Annotated in this window: 1 protein-coding gene; it reads right to left on the bottom strand. The window is 55.1% G+C overall.

From position 1 onward, the window contains the following. Positions 1-395: ATP-binding cassette domain-containing protein (locus HMPREF2836_RS04335; RefSeq protein WP_371440853.1), on the bottom strand; the 395-nt coding region annotated here is incomplete at its 3' end. Positions 396-448 lie beyond the last annotated feature (53 nt).

Genomic DNA, 448 nt, shown 5'->3' with positions numbered 1-448 from the left:
TCCACCACACACCCACCATCCAACACCACCACAGAATCAACACCACGCAACGTCCACGCACGATGAGACACCAACACCACCAAACGCCCACCAGCAGCCACCTTCAACCGAGCAAAAATCTCCTCCTCAGTCTCAGCATCCACAGCACTGGTCGGCTCATCCAACACCCACACCGGCGCATCCCGAAGAACCACACGCGCCAACGCCAAACGCTGCCACTGACCACCCGAAAGACCAACACCACCAAACGACTCACCCAACTGAGCATCCAAACCACCCTCAAGACCACGCACAAAATCATCAGCACAAGCCACCGACAAAGCCGACCACAAATCAGCATCACCAAGACGCTCAACCGCCTCCTGCGGCAAACCCAGAAGAAGATTTTCACGCACAGTCAGTTCATAACGGCCGTAGTCTTGACTCACCAAACCAACATTTGCCAACA

It is taken from the genome of Rothia sp. HMSC065C12 (assembly GCF_001812085.1).
Lineage (GTDB): Bacteria > Actinomycetota > Actinomycetes > Actinomycetales > Micrococcaceae > Rothia > Rothia mucilaginosa.
The sequence above is the reverse complement of the archived record's forward strand: the minus strand, read 5'-3'. Positions and strand labels throughout refer to the sequence as shown.